Consider the following 4,466-nt stretch of genomic DNA (forward strand, 5'->3'; position numbering starts at 1 on the left):
CCCCAGCCCTCCATGCCCCCGGGTGCGATCCCGCCGCCCGGTCAGCCGGGTCAGCCCGCCGCCGGTCAGCCCGGTCAGCCGCCGGCGTACGGCTACCCGCAGCAGCCCACCGGTCAGCCGACCGTCGGCCCCGGCTACCAGGCCGTTCTCCGCTACCGCGCGCAGGACGGGTCGGAGCAGCAGCTGATCCGGCGTTCGGCGCCGGGTACGCCGCACCCGGAGTGGCAGATCTTCCATGAGCTGCGGGGCATGAACGTGCCGCCGGACCAGGTGCTGGAGCTGCACACGGAGCTGGAGTCCTGTGAGCTGCCGGGTGCGTACTGTGCGCGGATGATCCGGGAGCAGTGGCCGCAGGCGCGGATCACGTCGATCGCGCCGTACGGCACGGACCACGCGAGCCGGCAGCAGGGCATGCGGCAGCTGCTGGCGCATCAGGGCGAGTTGCACCAGGTGGCCGACGGGCCCGCCCGGCCGGCGCCGGTGCGGGCGCCGTTGCCGCAGGTGCAGGCGGTGCCGCCGGTTCCGCCGGAGGGTGTGGCGCAGGAGCTCGCGGGCGCGTTCGGGCCGGGGCTGTTCCGGTTCGAGCAGGCCGCCGTGTCGCGGCAGGGTGTGCCGCCGGTCGTGGCGCACAGCCTGATGGTGGGCGGTCTGCCGATGGACATGGGCCCGTTCTTCTGGGCGCAGGCCCAGCCGGGGCGGCCCGTTCCGACGCTGGCGGAGCTGGCGCAGGAGCGGGGGGTGCAGCCGGCGTCGGACGCGGGCTCGTACCTGGTCATGGGCAGCGACTTCGGCAAGGCGCTGTGTGTGCAGTACGGGACGGCGAACATCGTCGCCGTGCCGGTGGAGGCGGGGCCGGGCGGTGCGCCCGTGCCGCCGCAGTTCGTGAACACCGGCCTGCCCGAGTTCCAGCGCTGTCTGGCGCTGCTGGGCCGGATGTGGCGGCTTCGTTTCGGTCTGAACCAGGAGCAGGCGGGGCGTTGGACCGTCGACTTCCAGGCTCAGCTGGCCGCGCTGGACCCGGCGGCGCTGGGGTCGCCGGAGAGCTGGTGGTCGGTGCTGCTGGAGCAGATGTGGGACGGGTTGCTGTGACGGCCGTTCGGCTGCTGTCGTGAGGTGAGGGCGGCCGGGTGATGTCACCCGGCTGCCGCTGACCGCCGCTCACCGCGGCGTGCGGGCGTGAGAGGGCCGGCTTCCGGTGGTACGACCGGGAGCCGGCCCTTTCGTATGCGCTCTTCGTCGTTCTGCGCGCCGTTCGTCCTTCCGCGCGCCGCTGGTCTTCTTGCGCGCCGCTCGGCGTGCCTCCGTGCCTCAGTGCCCCTGTGCGGTGCCTCCTGCGCGGAGTGTCGCGTTATGAACGCTTCCGCCCGATACATCAAGATGTGCGCTAAATCATCATTTCGCATCCGTTCGGCGGAGAGGGGTTCCAGGATGAGCAGCGCACCGGTCCCGCTCTACGACTTCGTGGTCGTAAGAGGGCGTGGCTACCGTCCCGAACAGGTCGACGCCTACATCGACGCCCTCTTCCGGGACCGTGACGCCGCCTGGGAGCGGGCCGCCCGGCTCACCGTGCTCGCCCGGGAGATGGACGACGAGGCGCGGCGGCTGCGGGAGGTGGTCGCGCAGCTCGCCCCGCAGACGTACGAGGAGCTGGGGGAGGGGGCGCGGCGGCTGTTCGAGCTGGTGGAGGAGGAGGCCGCGGCCGTGCGGGAGGGGGCGCGGCAGGAGACGCAGCGGATGCTGGAGGAGGCGCAGACGTACGCGGACGAGCTGCGGGACGCGGCGCAGTCGCACGCCGACGCGGTGACCGCCGCGTCGGAGGAGTGGGCCCGGCAGCGGTTGCTCGCGGCGCGCGCCGAGGCGGGCGAGACCCGTATCGCCGCCCGGCGTGAGGTGAAGGAGGAGCGCGGGGAGGTGCTCGGGCCGTTGCGTCAGGTGCGCCAGCAGACCGCCGGACTGGTCGCGCGGCAGGCCAAGGAGCACGCCGAGCGGTTGGCGCAGGCCGAACGGGAGGCCGAGCGGCGGCTGGCCGCGCTGGAGAAGTCGGAGACGGAGCGGATGGCGCGGGCCGAGGCGTCGTTGGCGGAGGCGGAGCAGGAGCTCGCCGACGCTCGGGCCTCGGCCCAGCGCTTGCAGGAGGAGGCGGCGGCACGCGCGGCGGAACTCCTCGAGCAGGCCCGGCAGCGCACGGAGCGGGTCGCCCGGGAGACGGAGCGGGTGCTGCGCGAGCACGGGGAGATGTGGGACGAGGTGCGCCTGCAGATGGACCAGATGCGCAACAGTCTGTCGACCCTTGAGCGGCAGGCGGCGATGGAGTGAACCGCGACAGGGCCGCCGTCCCGGCGAGAACCCCGCCCTCCGACTCGCCCCCGCCCGCGACTCGCCCCGCCCCCACTCCGGGTGCCCGGCGGATGCCTCAGTTCCCCCTGCGCACCGCGCCCGCGAGAATCCACCCCTCCACGGCCTCGTACTGCCGTCGCTGTTCCTCCGACTCGTCCCGCCCCGACAGGACCGTCCCCAGCCAGCCGAAGGCGAAGCCGGCCGGTACCGACACCAGGCCGGGTGTCGTGAACGGGAACCAGTTGAAGTCGGCGTCGGGGAACGCCGAGACCGGTGACCCGGAGACCAGATTGGTCCCCGGCATCAGCACCAGCACCACCACCGAGCCGCCGATCAGCGTCCACAGCAGGCCCGCCCGGGTGTACCGGCGCCAGAAGAGGCTGTAGACGAGGGCCGGGGCGATGGCCGAGGCGCCCAGCGTGAAGGACAGGGTCACCAGCGGCTGGAGACTGCGGTGCTGGACCATCGTCGCCAGCAGGATCGCCGGAACGCCCACCGCCAGCGCCGACAGCCGCGCCACCATCATCTCGCGGCGGCCCGACAGCTCCCGCAGCCGCGCGGCGAACACATCATGGGCGAGGGAGTTCGCGCAGGCCAGGATCATGCCGGCGACCGAGGCGAGCACGGTGAGGAAGATGGCCGTGGTGACCGCGGTGAAGAGCAGGGTCTCGGCGGTGGAGACCTCGGCGCCGAACGCGGCCCTGGAGCCCAGCAGATAAGCCGTGTTGCCCTGCGGGTCCGCCCCGGCGATCACCGCCCTCCCGATCAGCGCCGTCGCGCCGAAACCGACGACCGTGATCACCAGCACGAACAGCGCCACGCTCGACACCGCCCAGGACATCGAGCGGCGCACCTGACGTGCCCCGGACGCCGTGTACATGCGCATGGTGATGTGCGGCAGCACCGCACCGCCGAGGACGACCGCGAGCTGGGAGCTGATCATGTCGAGGCGGGGGTGCGGGCCGCCCGCGAACTGCAGGCCGGACTCCAGGAACGCCGAGCCGACCCCGCTCTGCCGGGCCGCGGCGTCGAACAGCGCGCCCGGGTCCCAGTCGAACTTCGCGAGCACCAGCAGGGCGACCACGGCGCCCGAGCCGAGCAGCATCACCATCTTCAGGATCTGGATGAGCGCGGTGCCCTTCATCCCGCCGATCGCCGCGTAGCTGATCATCAGCACGCCGAGGCCGATGATGCACCCCGTCTTGAGGCTGTCGCTGGAGAACCCCAGGATGAACGCCAGCAGTTGTCCCGTGCCGGCCAGCTGCACCAGCATCAGCGGCACCAGCGCGGCCAGCGTCACCGCGCACGCCGCGATCCGCACGCCCCGCCCGGGCATACGGCGCGCCAGCGCGTCGCCCATGGTGAACCGGCCCGCGTTGCGCAGGGGTTCGGCCAGCAGGAACATCAGCAGCATCAGCGACAGGGCCGTGCTCAGCGCCAGCACGACGCCGTCGTAGCCGCACAGCGCGACCACGCCGGTCGTGCCCAGCACGGTCGCGGCGCTGATGTAGTCGCCCGCGATGGCCAGCCCGTTGCGCATGGGGGACAGGGAGCTGTAGCCCGTGTAGAACTCGTCGAGGTCGTCCCGGTCCGGGCCGGTCATCACGCACAGCAGCAGCGTGATGGTGGCCACGGCACAGAACGCGACCAGCGACATCGCCTGCGCGTCTCCGCTGAAGTCGGTCATCGCCGCGTCCCCCGGTTCCCCGCCTCCCGCTTGGCGTCCACCTCGGCCAGCTTGCGGATACGGTCCGCGAGCGGGTCGACGTAACGGCGGGCGGTGTGCTCGTACAGGCCTATCGCCAGCCAGGTGACGGGCAGTTGGATCAGCGCGAGCAGCAGTCCGGTGGGCAGCCCGTCGGTGACCGTGCTCGACATGAACCCGGGCGCGAACGCGGACAGGATCAGGAACAGCGTGAAGTAGCCGAGCGCGGTGAGCGTCGCCACGCGCCGCTGCCAGCGGTAGGCGGTGCGCAGGATCCGCAGGTCGCTGTGGTGTCCGAGGGCGGTCTCTTATACCCATCGGACGCTGCCGACGAACAGCTATACGGGTAGATCTCGGTGGTCGCCGTTTCATGAACTACGGGGGGTGGGGGGGGGGGGGGGGGGGGGGGGGGGGGGGGGGGGGG

The 4,466-nt window shown here is 72.5% G+C and carries 3 protein-coding genes and 1 pseudogene; 2 read left to right on the top strand and 2 right to left on the bottom strand.

Features of this window, described 5'->3' with window-relative positions:
- Together L0P92_RS42445 and L0P92_RS42450 are read left to right on the top strand one after the other, a co-directional pair.
- Nucleotides 1-1,089: SUKH-4 family immunity protein (locus tag L0P92_RS42445; RefSeq protein WP_234768484.1), on the top strand; the 1,089-nt coding region annotated here is incomplete at its 5' end.
- A gap of 339 nt (nt 1,090-1,428) precedes the next feature.
- Nucleotides 1,429-2,316, top strand: coding sequence for a cellulose-binding protein (locus tag L0P92_RS42450; protein ID WP_234768485.1), 888 nt, complete (start codon nt 1,429-1,431; stop codon nt 2,314-2,316).
- A gap of 97 nt (nt 2,317-2,413) precedes the next feature.
- On the opposite strand, the gene L0P92_RS42455 is transcribed toward L0P92_RS42450, so the two are convergent.
- Together L0P92_RS42455 and L0P92_RS42460 are read right to left on the bottom strand one after the other, a co-directional pair.
- The gene (locus L0P92_RS42455) at nt 2,414-4,024 is read right to left on the bottom strand and encodes a sodium/solute symporter (protein WP_234768486.1); all 1,611 of its coding nucleotides are present in this window, start codon (nt 4,022-4,024) and stop codon (nt 2,414-2,416) included.
- Nucleotides 4,021-4,344 (bottom strand): annotated as a pseudogene (locus tag L0P92_RS42460) (DUF485 domain-containing protein); the annotation flags it as partial. The pseudogene L0P92_RS42460 and the gene L0P92_RS42455, both read right to left, overlap by 4 nt.
- Nucleotides 4,345-4,466 lie beyond the last annotated feature (122 nt).

This window comes from Streptomyces muensis, from assembly GCF_021474425.1.
Taxonomy (GTDB): Bacteria; Actinomycetota; Actinomycetes; order Streptomycetales; family Streptomycetaceae; genus Streptomyces; species Streptomyces muensis.

Bases quoted from the DNA above. Each gene is read 5' to 3' on its own strand.
- L0P92_RS42450 (WP_234768485.1), top strand. From the start codon at position 1,429: ATGAGCAGCGCACCGGTCCCGCTCTACGACTTCGTGGTCGTAAGAGGG.
- L0P92_RS42455 (WP_234768486.1), bottom strand. From the start codon at position 4,024: ATGACCGACTTCAGCGGAGACGCGCAGGCGATGTCGCTGGTCGCGTTC.